This is a genomic window from Desulfovibrio inopinatus DSM 10711, assembly GCF_000429305.1.
GTDB lineage: Bacteria > Desulfobacterota > Desulfovibrionia > Desulfovibrionales > Desulfovibrionaceae > Alteridesulfovibrio > Alteridesulfovibrio inopinatus.
Genome location: NZ_AUBP01000005.1, coordinates 280,677 through 299,667 on the forward strand (window position 1 = coordinate 280,677; position 18,991 = coordinate 299,667).

Genomic DNA, 18,991 nt, shown 5'->3' on the forward strand with positions numbered 1-18,991 from the left:
TGGGTCTTAGAAATTTCGCGGTTCGAAATGCGACAACTCAGACAGCTTTGTCCACAACTCGCGTTCCTCATCCGTCAAATCCTTAGGAGTCTGAATCATGATGCGCACGTATTGATCTGCAGGATTGGATTTCGGTCCAAGACCTTTACCGCGGATTCGGAGTTTTTTTCCCGATCCCAGCCCCGCCGGAATATTCATCTCAATCCGTCCATCCAGTGTCGGGATCTCAACTTTTGCGCCAAGTGCAGCTTCCCATGGAGCAAGAGGCAAATCCAAAATGACATTGCCCTCTTCCAATTTAAACAAATGATGGGGCAGTATACGTATTTTGAGATACAAATCCCCAGAAGTTCCACCGCTCATGCCAGGATTCCCCTGACCGGACAATCGAATCTTGGCACCGTCTTTGATGCCAGGAGGAATGTTGACATTCAACGTCTTTGTTGACATTTGGGGACGCCCATCCGGCCCGGTAACCTGCTCCTGCAGCGTAATCGCTTTGGAGCCTCCGCGATACGCTTCTTCCAATGTCAACTCCAGACCGGCATTGGCATCGGTTCCACGACGAGGACGTTGCGAAAATCCACCGGCTCCGCCAAATCCACCAAATCCGGCATCGCCATAACCACCGAATTCATTCGATGAACGGAACTTGGCTCCACGAGGTCCACCAGCTCCGCCAAACCCACCACCGAAAATCGTTTCGAAAAAATCACTGAACGCGCCGGCATCAAATCCTTGTCCGCCAGCTCCACCAAAATGGAAGTGCGATTTGTCAAACCCCGGAGGCGGCTGAAAATTCTGGCCATCTTTCCAATTGGGGCCAAGAGAATCGTACAGCTTTCTCTTCTCAGGATCTTTGAGCACTTCGTAGGCTTCATTGATGTCCTTAAATTTCGATTCCGCCTGAGGGTCATTCGGGTTCAAGTCCGGATGGTATTTCCGTGCCAACTTCTTGAACGCCTTGGAAATCTCCTCAGTCGTGGACGATTTGGTAACACCAAGCAACTTGTAATAATCTTTGTATTCCACGCTTCTTCCTCATTGCGATTTCGAATTTTGCGCGACTGGAAACGCGGCAAGTTTACATAATAAGCCACCGTTCGATTCCGTCAAGCATCCCGGATCGTTATTACAACGAACCCGGTCATCATTTTCTTTGTATACCAGCCATTCTTCAAGTTCCAGATGTTTACTGGAAAAAGTTCTCGAGAAAAATTCTCCGACTATGCCGGTATCTGTTAGGCAAAGTCGGAGATCGCAAATGCTCCGGGACAAAAAGTAAAGACACATGAAAATTAAAAATTCCCTCCACAACGTCACGAAATGCTCAACAAACTTTCTTTCATGACGACCCTTTGCGATAGACACTGATACCGGCGTATTTACTCTCTGATGGGGTTCAGGCTATGGTCTTTGCGGAGGTTGTCATGTCGAAAAAGAACAAGAATGCATTCACCAATAACCCCTTCCACGAACTCAAAGGGATCAAAGTCAAAAAAAAGGCCAAAAAGCCGGTTGTCCAAGCTCCTCCTGAACCAGAAAAGGCGGCCGTCCCACACGATGAAGACCATCTTTTTTTCCGAGCAATGACCGGCGTTGATCCCATGGATACAAACAAAAAAGGACGTCAGGTCGCGGGTCTTGATGCCGCGCCACCTGTACCGCCATCATTAGCGAAAGCCGATGAAGACGCCCAGGTACGAGAAAGCTTGGCCGACCTTATCAATGGAAAGGTGGAGTTCGAACTCGCTTTCACCGACGAGTTTGTTCAAGGATACATCAAGGGAATTGATTCGAAAATTGTGCGTCAACTTCGAGCCGGACGTTTTTCTCCGGAAGCACACCTAGACTTGCATGGACTCAACGCCGACCAAGCAAAAGCGGCCATATTGCACTTTCTGAGAGAGCATTACATGTTGGGTCGACGCTGCCTCTTGCTCATTCCAGGTCGAGGCGTCAATTCACCAGGTGGAATTTCTATTCTTAAAGAAGAAGTCAAATCGTGGTTAACACGGGATCCTCTCAGAAGAATTGTGCTCGCGTTTTGCACGGCATTGCCCAAGCATGGGGGAGCTGGAGCGTTGTATGTGCTCTTACGCAAACAGAAAAAAGTTGGTGGTAAAGTTGTTTGGGAAAAACATTGGGACTCATTTTCATAAATAAGGGGGAGTGACAGTCGAGTCTGCGTGATCGGCGTCCACGCATGTGACAATGCTGTCTTATCAACACCGTTTCAACGATGTGCCTGGCTTAAGCGAGGGCGCGAAGGTGTTGAAGAATTTTGCGTCGGAGAAAAATGCCCAGTCACAATGTCCTCTTTTGAAGCGTCATACGAGCGGCATGGAAAGGGGAAAATTTCCATGGCTTGTTGCAGCGCAAAGCGTTCCACGCTCTCCGACCATTGACGATACGCCGAGGACAACAATTCACCAAAAATCGTCAATCGCAACCGTCGGCTTGTTCCTGGTTTGTCACCACCAACGCGTTCAATTAACTTGAAACCAAACATTTGTTCGGTTTGATGAATTTTTTCCAGTGCGGCTTCATGAGTGATGCCGAGACTGCGGGCCGCTTTTTGCAGGGAGCCACATTGTGCGAGCCGTTCCAGAATCAGTGTTCTTCCCAGCCCGAAAAATGTCACTCCCTCCACTTCAAGCCACATGTGCATTCGCAAAACAGGATCATCCATTGGAACGTACCTTGAATACCCTTTCATTCTGATTGTTTTCTGTTTCATCACCAGGGTGCGGGTCTGGATATGGCGTCGTTTGACGTCGTTCCAACTCGCCTCTCGGTGTCCAATTGCCATCCAGGGGTTTGCCGACGTCCATACGGGAGATAGATTATCCGATGCCCGCCGGATAACGCATTCTCCCTACGCCTGCTCATCGCTTGCGTCCAGAGCTGAAAAGGGAAAAGGAGCAATTTGCCCGGAAAGACATTAGCGGCGGAAAAGATAGAAAAGGAAACTCAGCACCGCGCTGACGACAAGACAACTGACCCAGGGGAAATAGATAGAGAACCCATCACGTTTGATCGATACATCGCCGGGAAGTCGGCCAAGGGGAATTTTTTCAAGTATTTTGGCCAATGGTCCCAACCGATCCCGATACATCATAAATAGACCGGCAACGATCAGACAGAGCCCCAAAACACAAAGCCATTTTCCTGCTGTCTGCATGTCTCTCATAACCCTCGTGCCGAATAGTCCTCTTCCAAATGAAAATCAATCCAATGTCTGACGGTATCGCTTTAAAGCAATGAACATAATGACCACGACAAACGTCGCGATAGGCCATAGATGCGGAACGATCTCCGTCAATGTATTGCCCTTGAGAACAATCCCCCGAACGATGCGTAAGTAGTGTGTCAAGGGTAATACCGACCCAAGATATTGCGCCCATTGCGGCATACCGCGAAACGGAAACATGAATCCGGAAAGAAGGATGGATGGGAGGAAGAAAAAAAACGACATTTGCATGGCCTGTAATTGATTCTGGGCCACCGTAGAAAATGTAATTCCTACGGCCAAATTCGCAGCAATAAAAAGTGATGAGACAACAAGCAGCAAAAGCAAACTTCCGTATATCGGAACGTTGAAAATGAGAACTGCAGCACAAATAATCAGCCCCATCTGAATGTACCCAACAACGATATATGGAATGATTTTACCAACCATCACCTCAAGAGGTCGCACAGGGGTGGTCAAAAGATTTTCCATCGTTCCGCGTTCACGTTCTCTGGTAATGGCCAAAGCTGTAATAATGACCAAAGTCATGGTCAACACGACACCCATAAGCCCAGGAACAATATTGTATTGTGTATTGGCTTCGGGATTGTACTTAGCGTGAATTCGGAGGTCTACGGGGCCAGGCCGGGATTGCAGACTCGCCAACGGCCCTTTCAGGTCGCGGTCAAACGTTGATTGCACCAATGTACGAAGTGCTGTGACTGCATTACTCGTGGCAGCTGGGTCGGTGGCATCAGCCTCAAGCAATAATACGGGACGCTCACCACGAACAAGTTGCCGGGAGAAATCAACAGGAATCGTCAGAACGAACTGAACGTCCCCCAAAGCCAACGCTTCATGTGCCTGTTCTTCAGAGCTGATGATGCGTGTAATCTTGAAGTAGAGACTATTTTGCATCGCCGCGATGAGCGTGCGGGAAAAAACACTCGGGTCGGCATCAAGAACGGCAGTGGGCAAATATTTCGGATCGGAATTAATGGCAAATCCAAACAAAATCAGCTGCATAAAAGGAATGGCGATCATCATGGCAAAAGTCAGACGATCACGCCGCATTTGAACGAACTCTTTGGACACCATGGCAATAAGCCGTCGAAAGGAAAATATGTCGCTCACATTCCACCTCACGACGTTCCGGAACGAGCCCGATTCATAAGACTGATAAAGACCTCTTCCAGACTTGGTTCAATTTGACGCCATTGATATTGCGAATCGACTTCGGTTTGTAGGGCCGATTGCATGGCGTCTCTGTCTTTCCCACTCAAGTGAAGTGTGTTTCCAAACGGAACGACTTGCTCAATGCCCGGACATGATTTCAACCGTTCTCCAAGCTTATACAACTCAGGTCCAACGATTTCAAACGAGGTCAACCCTTCTTGGTCAATGACATCCTGTACCGTACCGGATGCGAGCAGATTGCCGTATGCGATATACGCCAAACGATGGCAGCGTTCTGCCTCATCCATATAATGTGTTGTAATGAGCGCCGTCATGCCCTGACTTGTCAGTTTATGCACTTGATTCCAAAAGTCACGGCGTGCTTTGGGATCAACTCCCGCAGTCGGTTCGTCCAATAAAAGAAGATCGGGATTGTGCAGCATACAAGCTGCCAATGCCAGACGTTGCTTCCAGCCACCGGACAACGCCCCGGCGAGCTGATGCGTAAAGGGGTCGAGCTCCATACGCGTAATCATATCGCGCACGGTTGCTCTTCGCCTCTTCACTCCATATATCCGAGCCATAAAAAGCAGATTTTCATGAACAGATAAGTCGGTGTATAGGCTGAATTTTTGTGCCATATACCCAACACGGGGCTTAATCCGGCGCGATTCAGTGAGAATATCGAACCCAAGACAGGTTCCTTGACCAGCATCAGGGATCAGCAACCCGCACAACATACGTAAAAATGTTGTTTTTCCTGATCCATTCGGCCCAAGAAATCCGTAGATTTCCCCTTGATGTACCTGCATATCGATCCCATTGACCACTGTTTTTTCTCCAAAAACCTTGGTCACGCCGGTCACATCAATGACAGGTCGATCCGTATCAAGAGGCATTTGGATTGTGCTCATGGAGATACACATCGATAGGTTGTCCAGGATGCAGTTTCGCGGCGACCTCTGGAGGAAATACAGCCTCTACCATAAAGACAAGCTTTGTACGAAACACCTGACTGAAAATAACAGGCGGCGAATATTCCGCCTCTGCCGAAATATATGAAATCGTACCCTTATATTCTTCACCGCAGCCATCACAGTGCACAAAAACAGTCTGCCCTGATTCGAGTGTCGCGACCTGATTTTCCGGAATAAAAAACCGTGCTTTGACATTTTCCGGTGGCAGAAGCGAAATCACGGGTTGCCCAGCACCAACCCACTCTCCTTCTCTATAAAGAGTATCGAAAACAAGTCCTGCTTGTGGGGCAGCCTGGTGTTTTTCATCAAAATTCCACTGAGCTTGAGCCAATGCCGCTTTTTTAACATCCACATCACTTTGTGCAGCTTTAATGCGATCAATCCGAGACGCTAACTTCGCCGTATCCAAAGTCGCCCGAAGTCGTTGCAGGTTGGCTTGTGTCTGTTGATACTCCGAGGTGGTGATATCAAGCGTTTCTTGGGCAATACTTTTGTCACGATAGAGCCGCGTTCGGCGAGAATATTCCAACTTCAACAACTTCAATCGCGCTTCAATTTCTTTAATTTCTGCCCGAATTTGATCCAACTCTTCTGGACGACTTCCTTTTTCCATATCGTGAAGTGTATGGACTGCTTCTTGTACTGATGCTTTTGCCTGGTTGACAGCTTGTCGCTCAAATTCCCGTTCCAGCGTAAACAATGGTACCCCGGAGTCAATCCGCGCGCCTTTTGTAACGGATAAGACATTCAATTGTCCGGATAATTTCGATGCGACACGGACAAACTCTCCTTCAATATACCCAGGTAGTGCGTCGGATTCGGTGGGACTACACCCTGTAATAAGAACAACTGCGATTACAAGGCAGACAAAAATGCAACAAAACCGCGCCATCACACGGTAGATCCGCTTTCTCTTGACGCTATGAATCACAGCAAAAACACTCCAATATCTATTTTAGAGTTGCGATTTCAATTCAGTGAACCATTGTTTCTGAAGAGATAACATTTTTATTCTATGGAGTTGTAGCATCTAATTCATTAAGCATACGCGCTTCTTCTTCGGGAGTTATCGCTCGCTCAAGCCCTTTGATCGGTGGCGCCGAATGTTTGGAACGCGTGGAATCCGGCGCAACAGTTTGTATCGCATCTTTTGCATCAAGTTTTTGGAGAACAGCCGCCATCTGTTCACCTAATCGATTCAAAAGAAAATCTCGCTCCGTCTTCAGGGCTTCTCGCTCCTTCACGACATCGCCAAGTTTTGTTTCAAGTTCTGAAACAACGCGTTCATGATCAAGTTCAGCCTGATGAAGATCCTTTTCGAGCATTTCGATTTTATGAGACAATTGATTGATTTGAGCCCGAGATGTCTCGACGTGCGCTTGCATCTCCATATACCGTATATTTGCAGCATATCCAAAATACCCGAGACCAGCCGCCACTGCGCACATCAAGAATACGGCAAATGCTCGCATAGCATCTCCTTCAAAATTGTCGAGGAATCAAAAGTCTGCTCAACTTTATCCTTCCAGACACAATCAAGCAACACCAACCTCAGATCCATACCGTCAACCGAATGAAAATTGGTGTCGAAGTGGTCAAACAGAGTGATCGGACTTGATTCCGCGTGTTTTTTATGTATTTCTCTTGGTCAGACAAAGGCATGTGGTCACCTACAACCTTCTTCAAAACAGCATGCTCGCATTACGGTTACATCACTGAAATCCCAAGTATGGAATCACAACCTTCACAATTCTTTCTTCACCCGGCTGTGGTCGGACGGCGAACGCTTGCGCTCATTGGCGAATTTGGCGCATTCGCCTGTTTTCTCGGGTTTGGCATCCGTTCAATCTTTACTTTGCCATTCCAATTTTCAAAAATCATCCAACAAATGTACTTCATTGGTGTTAAATCCATCTTTGTCATTGCACTGATTGGATTATTCACCGGTATGGTCCTCGGCCTGCAAGGCTATTACACTCTCGTTAAATTCGGCTCGGAAGGACTTTTAGGAGCTGCTGTCGCGCTCTCTATTATACGCGAACTCGGCCCGGTGTTGACAGCCATCATGGTGACAGGTCGCGCCGGTTCAGCGATGGCTGCAGAAATCGGTATTATGCGTATATCCGAACAAATCGATGCTCTCGATACAATGGATATCGATCCTATTCGCTTTCTCATAGGCCCGCGCATCGTTGCGGCGCTCATCTGCTTCCCGCTTCTTACCGCCATATTTGATGTCATTGGCATCCTCGGAGGGTACGTCAGCGGAGTAGCACTGCTTGGAATCAACAAAGGGATCTATTTTTATCGGATCAATTCAAGCGTTGAATTGACCGATATTATGGGGGGCTTCACGAAAGCGATTGTTTTTGGACTGCTTGTCGTGACTATCTGTTGTTTCGAAGGATATTTCACGCACACACGAGCTGGTGGTTTCGGGGCCAAGGGTGTCAGCTTGGCGACAACATCGGCCGTGGTATTATCCTGTATCTTCATTCTTGTTTCCGACTATGTCCTAACGTCATTTTTACTATAACAGGCATAATGCTTGCTATAACTTCTCAACACTCTATACCTGACGAAAATATGACTAAATATCGAATAGAAACAGCCGTCGGCATCTTCGTCCTCGCGGGCTTGGCGTGTGTGGCATACCTGACAATTCACTTAGGAAAAGTCGAATTGTTCGGAGGAAACACCTATACGATCAATGCTCGATTCAACGATGTAACGGGACTTGTCGCAGGTGCCGAAGTTCAAATGGCCGGCGTGACCATAGGCCATGTCGACAGCATTCACCTCCGTCCTGAAGATAAAACTGCTCTTGTTTCCATGCAGATTCAAAAGGATGTCCCGCTTGACGAGGATGCTATCGCATCCATCAAAACAAGCGGACTCATCGGAGACAAGTATATCAAAATATCTCCGGGTGGTTCTGATGTCCCCCTCGCACCGGGGGCACTGCTCACGGATACGGAATCCAGCGTGGATTTAACAGACCTTATTGGTAAATACATTTTTGGTGGCGTAAAATAAGACTGACAGGGATTACAGTATGAAAAAGCATCTTTCATTTTTTTTGTCTTTGGCTGTGTTGCTCATGTTGGTATATACTCCTGCCCAAGCTGCTAATTCAGCGACAACGACGTTGAAAACATCTGTCGACACCGTCATTAGTTTGTTGAAAAAGCAAAAGGAAACGGGCCAATCGCAACGAGACCAGATTAAGCACGTCATGGCCGACATTTTCGATAAAACGGAATTATCTCGGCGTGCACTTGGTATAGCGTGGAAAAATTTTACCCCAGACCAACAAGCACGTTTTGTCACTGCATTTGTAACCTTGCTCGACAAAACCTATGTCGATAAGCTTGATGGCTTTTCTGGTGAAACCGTTATTTTTGAACACGAGGTCTCCCTTGGTCCGGATAAAGCGGAAGTCGCGACAAAAATTGTCCGGAATTCAGGCGCAGATATTCCCATTGTTTACCGCATGATACTCAATGATGGTGTATGGCGAATCTATGATGTTGTTATCGAAGGTGTCAGTTTGGTTCGCAATTACCGAAAGCAGTTCAACTCGTTGCTGCAAAATACAACACCCGATAAACTCATCGAAAAAATCAATTCCATGGCGTAACCCCAAAAATCCGAGACCTTATATGAAGACGAGAACGTTCGCCTGCGACACCCGTTTCATAGTGCTGAGCCTGCTGCTTTTGGCACTCAGCCTTGCCGGTTGTGCAAAAAAAAACCACCAGTCTGTCGATCCGGCCAGTGCCGACATGATGACAACAACAACCAGCGAGAAATCTACAACGTCCGGTGTTCCCAAACTCATTGGACAGAGTGACACCACCTTTGACGATACCTCTAACGCAGAAGTACTGGATATCGATGGAAGTATTAAAGATCCCTTTGAACGATGGAACCGTTTCTGGTTTTCGTTCAATGATACAGTCTATACAGCCATCCAACCAATTGCCGATGGGTATGCCTACGTTGTGCCCTCGTTTCTGCGTACGGGAATCAAAAATGTGTATAATAACATTTTGTTTCCCATGCGATTTCTTAACTGTTTACTCCAACTCGATTTCACCAAGGCACAACGAGAATTCGGTCGTTTTCTCATCAACTCCACTTTCGGTTTTGGTGGACTCGTCGATGTTGCCAAGACGGACCCCAATCTCTACCCCCAAGATGAAGATTTTGGACAAACACTTGGACGTTGGGGTATGGGATACGGGTTCTATATGGTCATTCCATTTCTTGGTCCATCGTCAGCCCGTGATGGCTTCGGCATGATTGTCGACCTCGGCACAAGTCCTACCACCTACATTCTTGAGCCATGGTATCTTTCCTATATTATTAAGGGTGCTGATCGGTTTAACATGCTTCCGGAATTGCTGGCCGATTACAATACGATGAAGCAAGGAGCCATAGAGCCATATGTTGCACTGCGTGATTTCTATGTGCAGTATCGCAACAAAAAAGTGAGAGAATAAACGTCGTCACTTTCAACGCGACGCCTGAACAACTTTACATAAACTCCAGCGCCGCACGTCTTCCAGACGTGCGGCGCTGCTTCGTTTGCATCCACCAAAATGTACACACCGTATTGCGAAGAGATATAGCAGATGAATCTTGTAGCCTTTGCTTCTGCAAATAAACGATCAACACACGAAAAGAGCCGGCGCAATATTTTTTGCGTCGGCTCTTTTCGTGTGTTGAATATGAGTACTCTATTTTCCTGTCTGTTGTTCTTGTCGATTTCCTCGACGAGGCAGGATAATCACGCGTTTCAAAGGACCATCGCCCTTGCTCCGCGTTTGAATGGATGCATCTTCTTGTAATGCAAGGTGAACAACACGGCGATGATAGGAACTCAACGGTTTTGTACTTTGCGGACGTCCCTGTGTTTTGGCTTTATCCGCTAGGTATATCGCCATCTTACGCAGGTTATCATCTTGTTTCTCTCGATATTCACCCGTATTGACTTGAATGCGTACGGGTTCTTCCCATTTTCTCGCTACAATGCGATTGACGAGATACTGCAGAGACGACAAGGTTTGTCCTTCGCGACCAATAATCAGACCAGAATTTTCATCATCATCGATAGTGACATTGATCCGATCACCATGCGCTTCAAACTCCATTGGTGGAGTTTGCTCAAGCATGGCCTCTAAAATCGTCGTCATGACACCTTGAATGAGTTCTTTCAATTCATTGGTGAGGACGAGCGGCTGACGTTCTTGAGGCGCGATCTTCACGTCCTCCTGATCCGCTTTTTCGACAGCAGGTGGCACTTCAGTAACCTGCTCATGCTTCTGCGGAACTTCTTGTGGTTGCTGTGCAGCCTGGGGTGGTTGATTTTTTGTTTCGAGAGAGTCAGGCTTCGCAGGTTTCGCATGTTGCCGCTCTTCACGCTCTGCCGATTCTGCTTTTGCCTGTTTTTCAGGACGACGCGGCCGCTCCTGGCGCTTATTCTCTCCTTGGCGACCTTTCCGGTCACGATCTCCAGACTGTTTCGCGGATTTCTTTCCGCTAGAGGCTTGTTCATTTGTGCGGGGCGATTTGTCGGTATTCGCTCCGGCATCTCGTGACGAAGGTTCAAGATCAAGGTGGGCTTCGCCTCGTACTTTTGCTCTGATTTCAGCCTTTTTTTTGCCGACCAAACCAAAGATTCCAGTAGAGCCACCTGAAAAAATCTCTATCTCCAACTTGTCTCTGTCTTCTCGAAAAAAACGGCACGCCTCTTCAATGGCATCATCGACAGTTTTCCCACTGAAACTTTTCCAATCCGTCATATGTTCTCCTTGTCGCGCCAATCCCAAGCGTGATCGCCGCTGGCTTGCGCTATCGAAGAGCTCACGATTCTATGCCTTCCGGATCATCAACCATTGCTGCGCGATGGACAGAACATTGTTAACCATCCAGTACACAACGAGGCCCGAAGGAAAGTTAAGAAAGAGGAACGTGAACACGATAGGCATCAGCAGCATGATCTTGGCCTGTGTCGGATCTCCGGGGGACGGCGTCATCTTTTGCTGCAAGAACATGGTCGCGCCCATAATAAGCGGCGTAATATAATACGGGTCCTTGGCCGAGAGGTCCGCCAGCCAGATCATGTCCGTAAACGGCAAATGCGCAATAAATGGAGCATGACGCAATTCAATAGCGTTGAGCAAGCCTTGGTACAACCCGATAAAGACAGGAATTTGAATAAGCATCGGAAAACATCCGCCTGCCGGATTGACCTTGTACGTTTTGTAGAGCTGCATCAACTCTTCGTTCATCTTCTGGCGGTCATCTTTGTACTTTTCGCGCAAATCGGCCATCAAAGGCTGGAGCTTTTTCATTTTCTCCATGGACTTGTAGCTCTTTTGCGACAGAGGCCAGAATATGGCCTTAATGAGAATCGTCAAAATAATAATGGCCACACCATAGTTGTGGACATATCCATAAAAGAAATGAAGGAGTTTGATAAGAGGCTTGGCGATGAAGTCAAACCAGCCATAATTGACAATGGCTGCCAGGTTGTTGGGGGCTGTAGCCAAATACGATGTGACTTTGGGACCAAGATAGTATGCGGTCGCAATTTCTCGGCCGACTCCGCTGTTCAGGCTGATAGATGAAACTTCTGTTGCAATACGGAAAATATCGTCCGTAATTTTTCCCTTCAGCACCGCGTTTTGTTCAATGGGTAAAAGCGTCAGGGCAAAATAATTGCTCTCGATAGCCCCCCATTCCAGCCCGTCGGACAACAAAATGCCCTTTTCCAGATCATCTTTGTCTTGTTCCTCGTTCAACCCACTTGCGTTGTAATACGCAATACGAGTTGTGTTATACCGATCGCCCTCACGGGTCAGCGTGGAGGACGCCAAAGTATGAGCAAGGCGAACCGTTGCCGATGTATCGGACGACAACAAATCACTTTCTGAAATAAGATACGAATCGGCATCGAACGACAATGTTCGTGTTACGGTAATACCGTCGATAGTCGCTTTAAATGTCAATTCAGCATTTTCACCAGCAGCCAATGTCACATCATCGCCGGCAAACGTCCAACTTCCATTTGTCCACGATGGTTTACCGTCAACAAGCAATCCCATGGGTGCCTTGTTTAAAGACGCTTCCGTCACGAGATCGACCGGCGGAGAATCTGGTTCGATCGTCTTTTTGTATTTTTTCAGATCAAACCGCTGCAACACAGCGCCATTGGAATCAAAGATAGCCCGATAGAGCGGGGTATCAACAGTGACACTGCGTCCTTTTGAAGCCGTAAACGATGCGTCTTCCAAAGGTGCTGCAGGAGTTGAATCCGCAGTCTGGGCCGACGACGTTGTCGGAGTCTGCGCATCTGCAGATGCGGTAGCTGTAGGTTTGGCCGTTTCGACCGGAGGTTTGGCTGGAGGAAAGAAATAGTTCCAGCTTAACAAGACAATAAATGACAAGGCGACTGCCATTATAACACGTTTATTATCCATTGTGATGCATTCCCGAAGATTCCTAGGAGTTTTTTCCCAAGGTTTTTGGCAACAAGGTCCTCAAGTGAAAAGGGCGTGGTAACGACCGGGGGACCGGATCATAGCCGCCTTTGCAAAACGGATGACATCGCAGCAGGCGATATGCGGCTAAAACCGATCCGGCCAAGGCTCCGTGGCGTACAACCGCTTCGTACGCATAATGTGAACAGGTTGGTTGAAATCGACAACTCGGCGGAAAATACGGCGAGATAGTGTACTGATACACCCGGATAAAAAAAAGAATGAGGGGACGCATAGTGATATGGCGAATTCCCGGTCGGAAAGCGACTCCTGGACGGGACGGTGGAACAAGACCAGGGCGTCTGGTTGCAGATGCACGGAGGCAGGGTTCCAAAGTCGGCCTACACGTTTTCGCTTTGTGGTCGAAAGTCTCTGCCAAGGCGTCGAAAAATCGGAATGAGTTCATCGCGAGCGACGAAGACATCAAGCGACGGTACGTCAATTTTGCGCTTGGCGACAACAACCACATCAAGATCCGAAGTAATAAGGGACCGGTTTTGTCGAAACACTTCGCGGACAAGCCGTTTTACTCGGTTGCGCACAACGGCTGAACCGATTTTTTTACTAACGGCAATACCAAGACGTGCGCCCGTCGCCGCTTCATCGCGGCGACGAACGAACACCAAAAATTGCCGAGTGTGATAACGACGACCATGATCGTAACAGGCCGTGAATTCGGCCCGCTTCCGCAGTCGGCAGGACTTGGGAAACCCTAGGCGCCCAATCGTTTGCGCCCCTTGGCACGGCGACGGCGAATAATGGCCCGACCGTTTTTGGTTTTGCAACGGACGAGAAATCCGTGAGTGCGTTTTCTTCTGGTCTTGTGCGGTTGGTATGTTCTCTTGCTCATACATATCTCCAAGTAATTGAAATGAACTTGACTTCATAGCCATAAATCAAAAGGGCGTCAAGGATCAGATCGCTTTGCGACCTCTCCTAAACCGAGCGACGCGACCCGTTTCACACCATTGTGTAGTATTTGTATCTCGCCCGTTCCCGCCCGTAGAATTTCAACGGCCCGGTATCTTGAAAAAACAGAAAGAAACGGTCTAAAATGGTTTTTTAACCGAGTCAATAAGGAAGACACCATGAATGATCCCTTGAACACGTATTATCGAGGCCGATTAGAACAAACCGCAAAGGCCTTGCAGAAGAATCAATTTGATGCTCATGTTTTTGACACCGTGCAAGACGCACAGGACTTTCTCCTTAATACCATTATCCCTACATCCAAACCGAAGAGCATTGCGTTTGGCGGCTCGACGACACTTGTTTCAACCGGCATGTTCGATGCTATAAAAAAGGTTGAAGGTACCGAAATCCTCGACACATACGACCCTTCAGTCCCACGCGACGAATTCATTGAGCGTCGGCGCCAAGCCCTGCTCTCGGACCTCTTTGTGACGAGTACGAACGCTGTGAGTGAAGACGGTGCACTGATCAATCTCGATGGAACAGGCAATCGTGTTGCGGCCATCGCCTTTGGTCCCAAGCAGGTCGTCATTGTGGCGGGAAGAAACAAACTCGTTTCGGACACTCACGCCGGACTTGACCGCGTTACGGAAATTGCCGCTCCAGTCAACGCCATGCGCCTGGACCGTAAAACACCATGCACGAAAACTCTACACTGTGAAGACTGCTCCAGCCCTGAGCGCATTTGCAATGTCTGGACGATCTCGGTCAAGTCGTCCCCACCGAAACGTATTATTGTGTTGCTTGTCAACGAAGATATCGGCTTCTAAACGATTTTTCTCCGTTCAGTTTGACTACGCATTTTTCCAGAGCATAATCATCCCAAACAGGCAGGCTGATACGCCAAGAATGGGATGACGCATCATCACTGCGGCGGCGACGAGACAACAGCATCCTCCTATCGTCACCGCCGCATATATTCTCCATGGCAAGTGGTGCTTCCACCCTCCTCCAACACATGCCACAAGCAGCATGGTCGTGCCTCCCCAGAGAAAAATATCCCGTATCATGCTTCGTCCCGAATCAGCTCTCCAAATTCGCCTTAAGCCGATTCATAATCGTCGCAGCATTATAACTACTGCGCACTCTGGGTCCACTGAACACATACGGAATACCAGCCGCGTGTCCAAACTCCGCATACGCATCAAACGTTTCAGGAAAAACATAGCGATCCGGTTCACGATGTTTACGACTTGGAGAAAGATACTGGCCAATCGTCACGATGTCACAGTCGATACCGGCCAGTTGAACCAGTGTTTGTCTGACTTGCTCATCGTCTTCACCAAGGCCGACCATAAGACCGCTTTTCGTCAAGAGCCCCGGCGAGAGCTTTTTAACCAGAGAAAGAACGCCTAAACTCCGTTCAAAATTCGCCTGAGGACGGATAAGGGGCTGCAATTCAACAACAGTTTCCACATTATGATTAATGATATCAGGCTCTGCTGCAATGACACACTCCAAAGCATCGCTATCCGCCTTGAAATCCGGAATAAGCACTTCCACACTGGCTCCAGGCAACGCCTTGTGCACAGCTCGGATGGTTGCGGCAAAATGCGCAGCTCCTCCATCAACAAGGTCATCACGAGTCACCGATGTAATAACGACATGCTTCGCCCCAAGCTCAACAGCGGCTTCAGCAACCCGATTCGGCTCACCGGGATCAAGCGGTTGCGGAGTGACTGGACGCGCTCCTGCAATATTACAAAATGTACAGAACCGGGTACAGATTTCGCCCATGATGAGAAATGTTGCGGATTTTTTTTCATAGCATTCAAATATATTGGGGCATCTGGCGTTTTCACACACAGTATGAAGCCCTTTTTTTGCGACAAGCCCTTTTGTCTCGGCAAAATCAGAACTTCCGGGCAGGCGCACCCGCAGCCAGGGGGGAAGGCGTTTACGTTTCAAGGAAGTATTCGAAGAAGATGCGGACACAATCACGTTTCACCTTTTGTATATCAACGACCTGTTCAAGCCCCAAACGCAGCCGTTCAAGTTCAGTCGTCGAGCTTCCTCATCGGAAATCCGTAGACTCTCACGACCGCCATTGCGGCCAAACGTGATAACGGGTTCGTGCTCCAACACAAATATGGTCTCTTTTTCATTGAAGCACACCGCAGCATGAGTGACAAGCTGGCGGTCCAATGCTGTCTCATAATCAATGAGTCCTCAATCAATGACGTTTGGGGTATGGACGTTTTGCTGAATCATTGTCTCGCGTGGATCGAGGTTGTTGAATCTGGGCTCCTACCAAAGGAAGACCGCTTTTTTCATCTTTCCCCAGGGTCTCAAGCCCATCCAGGCGAATCACATCGCCTTGTTTCCAGGATTGGACAATGTCACCCATGGCGACGACAAGCCCCCCCTCGGCGCAAACATAACGCCCCATGGCCCCCGTCCCACCAAGGCGCAATGGGAACGCATCGGAGAGAACGCGTCCCAAACGGAGCCCGGAATTTTCTGTATCATGCTCAACCGTTTCCCGATTTCCAATATCGAGATATGATAGTCCAGCCCGTTCCTTGTGCAGTCCCGCTCGTTTGGACAAATCACGTAACCATGACGGAGCCTGTTTAGCCGGCATGATAAAATGGCACCACCCTTTCGACATGCGATTACCATAAGGGCAAGAGCCGGTATGAGTGCATGGTCCTTTTATTGGGGCCCCTAATTCAATGAAGGCGTCACGCAAGCGAGCGAGGTTGCCCGAAGCCATACGCGTACCCGGTTCGACAAAAAGTATGCGACCAGGTTGGGCCGGACCAAACAGAAATTTTTCAGCAACGGCATAGAGTTCACTTTCATTCCCGCCCTGCCGGGAAAATCCGACAAACTCGTTAACGACATTGACAGCAACAACGAGATCGGCCCGTTTTGTTAACCCCGCTTGCAGTGGAGCTTGTTCGATCTCAATATGCCAAGCCGATTTGGCCTCTGGCCCCTCCGTGCGTTTCACAAGCTCAAAAAAAAGATCCTTTCCCATTTTCAGAGCTGCACCGGCTGTATCGTAGCAGTGAAACACAAGCTTTTGTCGCCGTAAATCTGGTCGGGCGAGATACAACGCTTGCACAAATGTCAACGGACCGGAACCAAGATCGACGATAACCGATTTTTCTGGAAGCTGGAGGTCCAGGCCTGGTAAAATCGAAACGAGTCGGAACAGATTCCATGGCAAAAAATAGGAAACGTATGCTGATAATATCCGAGGATCAGCCATGTAGTTCGACCGAAGCCCCTCACCGCGACGACTCGTTAGAGCATCGGACAACGACTTGATATTGTCGGGTAACGCCGCTGCATGTTTCCGCTTGAGCCCAAGAACAGCATCGATAACCGTTATATAGTGGTCGAGAGCAGTCGCTCGATCGGTATGAACCCCCGCAAAGAGTCTGCTGTGCAGCACGCTTGCTCCTGGTTTGGGAGCGGACGCGGGACGAGAAGGACGAGAAGGACGAGAAGGCCTAGGAGACTTGGGAAAGCGTTGCCCGGACATAATCAAACACCATGGATTCCACAAAAAGGTTTTGGAAGGAAGGGTTGTCGGTTAAGGAAACGACATCGACGTGCAGGTTGCCGAGCCACTCCCGTACAGATTCACGCATAAGGGCTAATCCGGTTCCGTCAAGAGACGCATTGCCTATGGCCCGTGTTTTATCACGCAATTGCTGAGGTAAAAAACCTAAGGTCACAAGATCATCGATACGAATGTGCTTTCCCATTGCTCCAGCAATACAACACGCTGAGAGCATATGCGGTTCCATACCAGCCGCCTGGGTTAATCCACATAACGCGAGGTTGAAGGCAGCCTTCACTTTCAGAATTTCTTCGACATCCGACGCCATCAACCGGTACGCATCCCACACAAAACACGGTTCGCCATGATCTCGCGTCATATGAGTTGCAAGAGCGCGTGCTAATGGGAGCATGACGCGGCTGTCGTCAGCCTCTCGAAATCGGCCGTCGTGCCCGAGCACACCTAAACGGACGAGAATCGCAACAAGAGAGAGATACGCAGCCCCGGTCATTTTGGGTTCGTCTCCATGCCTGGGACGAACAGAAGTGTCAACATATTCGGGAATAAGTCCTTTCGGACCAAGATGAAAAACACTGACGGCTCCAGGAAGCGCCATGCTTCCTTGGGATAGTCCTATGCCTTCCAGTGCCGGCCCCATGGGAACACTCGTGCCAATGACATTCCCGTTCTCGCGAACAAGAACAAATTCTCCATTTGTTCCCAGGTCGGCCAAGAGGAATGGTGCAGCAGGAGGGGCGTCCCCCAAAACCAACGACGCGAGTCCTGCCGCAAGGTCTCCACCAATAAACGGCGCTAACAGCGGTGCCACATACATGTTGGGCAAGCCATCCGCCGCATTGATCCATGTTCCACCATGGTATGCCACACGGTACGGAGCCCGAGCGAGTTCATCGACGCGTTTTCCCAAAAAAATACTGGTCATGGCCGTATTCCCGGCAATGGCCATGGATTCTACCGGCTGCCCAGCAGAAGCGATGACATCGCGAAAAAATTCCATGAGAACGTTCTGGAGTGATTTTGCCCCTGAGGAGTCCAAAGCATAGGCGATGCGCGACATCACATCGGCACCAGCTCCCAGTTGCGGATTGGGAGCTGTTTGCATCGGTCCTGGACCCGAGGCATCAATAAAACGCCACGCAATGCCGGTTGTTCCTAAATCGACGGCCAATCGAACCGGTGGTGTCAGTGGCTCCATATCTTTCTGAAGACGATCCGAAAGAACGCCTCCCCATGGACTCTCGATGATAAGACAATCGCCAGGGCGCACGGTATGAAGGCAGGCAAATCGATACCCATCTTCACGTGCCTGAAAAGAAAGGCGTGTTGTTTCCTCGACCGTTGATTCAGGAATATTGTGACGATATCGAACGCGACATTGTCCGCATTTTCCTAAACCCGAGCACAATGGTCTTCCGAGGAAGGCACCATGACGGAACAGCGCACGGGCCAGATTTTCACCGGCTTCAACAATAATGCTACGAGATTCATTACGGCTATCGATAACCTGAATTTCAAAAGACACGTCTCCCTCCATATCACACTGAACCCGGCC

22 protein-coding genes are annotated in these 18,991 nt (G+C 48.8%); 6 read left to right on the forward strand and 16 right to left on the reverse strand.

What is annotated here, in order from left to right:
* Positions 1–6 precede the first annotated feature (6 nt).
* On the reverse strand, positions 7–1,032 hold the full coding sequence (locus G451_RS0105830; RefSeq protein ID WP_027183513.1) for a DnaJ C-terminal domain-containing protein: 1,026 nt from the start codon (positions 1,030–1,032) through the stop codon (positions 7–9).
* Positions 1,033–1,430: 398 nt separating this feature from the next.
* Between G451_RS0105830 and G451_RS0105835 the strand changes: the two genes are divergently transcribed.
* Positions 1,431–2,162 (forward strand): Smr/MutS family protein, encoded by a 732-nt coding sequence (locus G451_RS0105835; protein ID WP_027183514.1) that lies wholly within the window; start codon positions 1,431–1,433, stop codon positions 2,160–2,162.
* 74 nt (positions 2,163–2,236) lie between these two features.
* Here G451_RS0105835 and G451_RS27890 read toward each other — a convergent pair whose 3' ends face one another.
* From G451_RS27890 to G451_RS0105865, 6 genes are all read right to left on the reverse strand, one after another.
* Positions 2,237–2,692 carry a winged helix-turn-helix domain-containing protein gene (locus G451_RS27890; protein WP_051261202.1) on the reverse strand — a complete coding sequence of 152 codons (456 nt, stop codon included), beginning with the start codon at positions 2,690–2,692 and terminating at the stop codon, positions 2,237–2,239.
* A gap of 252 nt (positions 2,693–2,944) precedes the next feature.
* Positions 2,945–3,193 carry a DUF2905 domain-containing protein gene (locus G451_RS0105845; protein WP_211236336.1) on the reverse strand — a complete coding sequence of 83 codons (249 nt, stop codon included), beginning with the start codon at positions 3,191–3,193 and terminating at the stop codon, positions 2,945–2,947.
* Between the two features lie 36 nt (positions 3,194–3,229).
* Positions 3,230–4,330 (reverse strand): ABC transporter permease, encoded by a 1,101-nt coding sequence (locus G451_RS0105850; RefSeq protein ID WP_425387481.1) that lies wholly within the window; start codon positions 4,328–4,330, stop codon positions 3,230–3,232.
* Positions 4,331–4,374: 44 nt separating this feature from the next.
* On the reverse strand, positions 4,375–5,322 hold the full coding sequence (locus G451_RS0105855) for an ABC transporter ATP-binding protein (protein ID WP_245587776.1): 948 nt from the start codon (positions 5,320–5,322) through the stop codon (positions 4,375–4,377).
* The gene (locus G451_RS0105860) at positions 5,297–6,277 is read right to left on the reverse strand and encodes an HlyD family secretion protein (RefSeq protein ID WP_027183518.1); all 981 of its coding nucleotides are present in this window, start codon (positions 6,275–6,277) and stop codon (positions 5,297–5,299) included. Before G451_RS0105860 ends, G451_RS0105855 begins: the two co-directional genes overlap by 26 nt.
* 121 nt (positions 6,278–6,398) lie before the next feature.
* Positions 6,399–6,857, reverse strand: a complete 459-nt coding sequence (locus G451_RS0105865) for a hypothetical protein (protein ID WP_027183519.1) — start codon at positions 6,855–6,857, stop codon at positions 6,399–6,401.
* 257 nt (positions 6,858–7,114) lie between these two features.
* Here G451_RS0105865 and G451_RS0105870 point away from each other — a divergent pair, with 257 nt between their 5' ends.
* From G451_RS0105870 to G451_RS27895, 4 genes are read left to right on the forward strand one after another with little or no spacing between them, the layout of a single operon-like run.
* A complete protein-coding gene (locus G451_RS0105870; RefSeq protein WP_027183520.1) occupies positions 7,115–7,921 on the forward strand; it encodes an MlaE family ABC transporter permease in 807 nt (268 codons plus the stop codon).
* 50 nt (positions 7,922–7,971) lie between these two features.
* The gene (mlaD, locus tag G451_RS0105875; protein ID WP_027183521.1) at positions 7,972–8,421 is read left to right on the forward strand and encodes an outer membrane lipid asymmetry maintenance protein MlaD; all 450 of its coding nucleotides are present in this window, start codon (positions 7,972–7,974) and stop codon (positions 8,419–8,421) included.
* 19 nt (positions 8,422–8,440) lie between these two features.
* Positions 8,441–9,025, forward strand: coding sequence for a Tgt2/MlaC family protein (locus G451_RS0105880; protein WP_027183522.1), 585 nt, complete (start codon positions 8,441–8,443; stop codon positions 9,023–9,025).
* 22 nt (positions 9,026–9,047) lie between these two features.
* Entirely contained in the window at positions 9,048–9,890 is an 843-nt protein-coding gene (locus G451_RS27895; RefSeq protein WP_051261203.1) for an MlaA family lipoprotein, read from the forward strand.
* A 237-nt stretch (positions 9,891–10,127) separates the two neighbouring features.
* On the opposite strand, the gene G451_RS0105890 is transcribed toward G451_RS27895, so the two are convergent.
* The 5 genes from G451_RS0105890 to rpmH all read right to left on the reverse strand — a co-directional run bounded on the left by G451_RS0105890 (position 10,128) and on the right by rpmH (position 13,782).
* Positions 10,128–11,192, reverse strand: a complete 1,065-nt coding sequence (locus G451_RS0105890) for a Jag family protein (RefSeq protein ID WP_027183523.1) — start codon at positions 11,190–11,192, stop codon at positions 10,128–10,130.
* Between the two features lie 69 nt (positions 11,193–11,261).
* A complete protein-coding gene (gene yidC, locus G451_RS0105895; protein ID WP_027183524.1) occupies positions 11,262–12,872 on the reverse strand; it encodes a membrane protein insertase YidC in 1,611 nt (536 codons plus the stop codon).
* 22 nt (positions 12,873–12,894) lie between these two features.
* A complete protein-coding gene (gene yidD / locus G451_RS35290; RefSeq protein WP_425387479.1) occupies positions 12,895–13,356 on the reverse strand; it encodes a membrane protein insertion efficiency factor YidD in 462 nt (153 codons plus the stop codon).
* Positions 13,274–13,657 (reverse strand): ribonuclease P protein component, encoded by a 384-nt coding sequence (gene rnpA / locus G451_RS34960; protein ID WP_027183525.1) that lies wholly within the window; start codon positions 13,655–13,657, stop codon positions 13,274–13,276. Before rnpA ends, yidD begins: the two co-directional genes overlap by 83 nt.
* Positions 13,645–13,782 carry a 50S ribosomal protein L34 gene (gene rpmH / locus G451_RS35295; protein WP_084448403.1) on the reverse strand — a complete coding sequence of 46 codons (138 nt, stop codon included), beginning with the start codon at positions 13,780–13,782 and terminating at the stop codon, positions 13,645–13,647. The genes rnpA and rpmH overlap by 13 nt, the downstream gene beginning before the upstream one ends.
* A 238-nt stretch (positions 13,783–14,020) precedes the next feature.
* Here rpmH and G451_RS0105910 point away from each other — a divergent pair, with 238 nt between their 5' ends.
* Positions 14,021–14,674, forward strand: coding sequence for a lactate utilization protein (locus G451_RS0105910; protein ID WP_027183526.1), 654 nt, complete (start codon positions 14,021–14,023; stop codon positions 14,672–14,674).
* A gap of 24 nt (positions 14,675–14,698) precedes the next feature.
* Here G451_RS0105910 and G451_RS0105915 read toward each other — a convergent pair whose 3' ends face one another.
* From G451_RS0105915 to G451_RS0105930, 4 genes are all read right to left on the reverse strand, one after another.
* Entirely contained in the window at positions 14,699–14,914 is a 216-nt protein-coding gene (locus G451_RS0105915) for a hypothetical protein (RefSeq protein ID WP_027183527.1), read from the reverse strand.
* 13 nt (positions 14,915–14,927) lie between these two features.
* Complete coding sequence (gene lipA, locus G451_RS0105920) at positions 14,928–15,839, reverse strand: lipoyl synthase (RefSeq protein ID WP_034641091.1); 912 nt, start codon at positions 15,837–15,839, stop codon at positions 14,928–14,930.
* Between the two features lie 238 nt (positions 15,840–16,077).
* Positions 16,078–17,307, reverse strand: coding sequence for a small ribosomal subunit Rsm22 family protein (locus G451_RS27905; RefSeq protein ID WP_051261205.1), 1,230 nt, complete (start codon positions 17,305–17,307; stop codon positions 16,078–16,080).
* A 58-nt stretch (positions 17,308–17,365) separates the two neighbouring features.
* Positions 17,366–18,961, reverse strand: coding sequence for an ASKHA domain-containing protein (locus G451_RS0105930; protein WP_027183529.1), 1,596 nt, complete (start codon positions 18,959–18,961; stop codon positions 17,366–17,368).
* Positions 18,962–18,991 lie beyond the last annotated feature (30 nt).

Coding starts and splice junctions, on each gene's coding strand:
- G451_RS27890 (WP_051261202.1), bottom strand. CDS start 2,692: ATGGATGATCCTGTTTTGCGAATGCACATGTGGCTTGAAGTGGAGGGA.
- G451_RS0105845 (WP_211236336.1), bottom strand. CDS start 3,193: ATGAGAGACATGCAGACAGCAGGAAAATGGCTTTGTGTTTTGGGGCTC.
- G451_RS0105855 (WP_245587776.1), bottom strand. CDS start 5,322: ATGAGCACAATCCAAATGCCTCTTGATACGGATCGACCTGTCATTGAT.
- G451_RS0105850 (WP_425387481.1), bottom strand. CDS start 4,330: ATGGTGTCCAAAGAGTTCGTTCAAATGCGGCGTGATCGTCTGACTTTT.
- G451_RS0105835 (WP_027183514.1), top strand. CDS start 1,431: ATGTCGAAAAAGAACAAGAATGCATTCACCAATAACCCCTTCCACGAA.
- mlaD (WP_027183521.1), top strand. CDS start 7,972: ATGACTAAATATCGAATAGAAACAGCCGTCGGCATCTTCGTCCTCGCG.
- yidD (WP_425387479.1), bottom strand. CDS start 13,356: ATGTCTTCGTCGCTCGCGATGAACTCATTCCGATTTTTCGACGCCTTG.
- G451_RS0105910 (WP_027183526.1), top strand. CDS start 14,021: ATGAATGATCCCTTGAACACGTATTATCGAGGCCGATTAGAACAAACC.
- rpmH (WP_084448403.1), bottom strand. CDS start 13,782: ATGAGCAAGAGAACATACCAACCGCACAAGACCAGAAGAAAACGCACT.
- yidC (WP_027183524.1), bottom strand. CDS start 12,872: ATGGATAATAAACGTGTTATAATGGCAGTCGCCTTGTCATTTATTGTC.
- G451_RS0105865 (WP_027183519.1), bottom strand. CDS start 6,857: ATGCGAGCATTTGCCGTATTCTTGATGTGCGCAGTGGCGGCTGGTCTC.
- G451_RS0105915 (WP_027183527.1), bottom strand. CDS start 14,914: ATGATACGGGATATTTTTCTCTGGGGAGGCACGACCATGCTGCTTGTG.
- G451_RS0105860 (WP_027183518.1), bottom strand. CDS start 6,277: ATGGCGCGGTTTTGTTGCATTTTTGTCTGCCTTGTAATCGCAGTTGTT.
- G451_RS0105870 (WP_027183520.1), top strand. CDS start 7,115: ATGGAATCACAACCTTCACAATTCTTTCTTCACCCGGCTGTGGTCGGA.
- G451_RS27895 (WP_051261203.1), top strand. CDS start 9,048: ATGAAGACGAGAACGTTCGCCTGCGACACCCGTTTCATAGTGCTGAGC.
- G451_RS0105890 (WP_027183523.1), bottom strand. CDS start 11,192: ATGACGGATTGGAAAAGTTTCAGTGGGAAAACTGTCGATGATGCCATT.
- G451_RS0105880 (WP_027183522.1), top strand. CDS start 8,441: ATGAAAAAGCATCTTTCATTTTTTTTGTCTTTGGCTGTGTTGCTCATG.